The following is a 1,042-nucleotide window of genomic DNA, read 5'->3' as shown; positions in this document are numbered from 1 at the left end:
GCCCGGTTTCTATTTGAAAGTGCAACACCTGCCTAGTGTGGAAGTGTCTGGGTTCCGGAAGGAAGGTGTTGCACCGTGCCACAATCGTATTCCCACCTGTCGGCGTTGGAGCGGGTCGAGATCGAGAAACTGCATTGCGAGCAGGGGCTCGGGGTCAGGAGGACGGCGGAGGCGATCGGCAGGAGTCCGTCGACCGTGAGCAGGGAGCTGAGACGCGGCCTGTGGTTCGCGTCCAACGAGAACGAGTCGTACCGGCCGTACCGGCCGAAACGGCTGAAGAGCGGGGCGTGGACGTCCGGGCCTTTCTACTCGGCGCTGACCGCGCAGCGCAAGGCCGACCGGCGCCGGCGCGCGTCCCGCAAGCGCCGGCGCATGGACTCGGACCGGCTGCGCCCGTGGGTGCTGGACGCGCTGCGCCGCGGCTGGTCGCCCCTGCCGGTCGAGGGCAGGCTGAAGGTCGAGTACCCGGCCGACCCGGAGATGAGGATCAGCCACGAATGCCTGTACCAGTGGATCTACGCCAAACCGCAGAGGGGCATGGACCTGCGCCAGTACCTGCCGCGCGGCCGGCACCGCCGCGCCAGGAGGAAGGGGCGCGGCGTGAGGGGATCGCGCATCCCGATGCGCGTGCCCATCGGGATGCGCCCCAAGGCGGCGGACTCCAGGCGCGAGCCGGGGCACTGGGAGTCCGACACCGTGGTCGGCGCCCGCCCGTCCCGCGCGTGCATCGACACGCAGGTCGAGCGCACCAGCCGCAAGCTGTTCGCCCGCCTCGTCCCCGACAAGAGCGCCTTGGCCACGGCCCGGGCCGAGTACGACATCTACCGGCGGATCCCTCCCGAACTGCGGGTCGACCGCACCTGGGACAACGGGAGCGAGGCGTCCTGCCACCTGCTGGTCGACGAGGCCCTGGGCATGCCCGCCTACTTCGCCGACCCGTATTCCAGCTGGCAGAGGGGCAGCAACGAGAACCGCAACGGGCGGATCCGCCGCTACCTGCCCAAGGGCACCGGCTTCGACGACCTGACCCAGGACGAGCTCG

At 70.0% G+C, this 1,042-nt stretch carries 1 protein-coding gene; it reads left to right on the top strand.

Translation table 11 applies throughout. The annotated features are described in order from the left end of the window. Positions 1-75: 75 nt before the first annotated feature. Positions 76-1,042, top strand: a 967-nt coding sequence (locus tag KIH73_RS10760; RefSeq protein WP_219083385.1) for an IS30 family transposase, incomplete at its 3' end; no start/stop codon positions are given.

This window comes from Bifidobacterium phasiani, from assembly GCF_019331775.1.
In the GTDB taxonomy this organism is placed as follows: Bacteria; Actinomycetota; Actinomycetes; order Actinomycetales; family Bifidobacteriaceae; genus Bifidobacterium; species Bifidobacterium phasiani.
The sequence above is the reverse complement of the archived record's forward strand: the minus strand, read 5'-3'. Positions and strand labels throughout refer to the sequence as shown.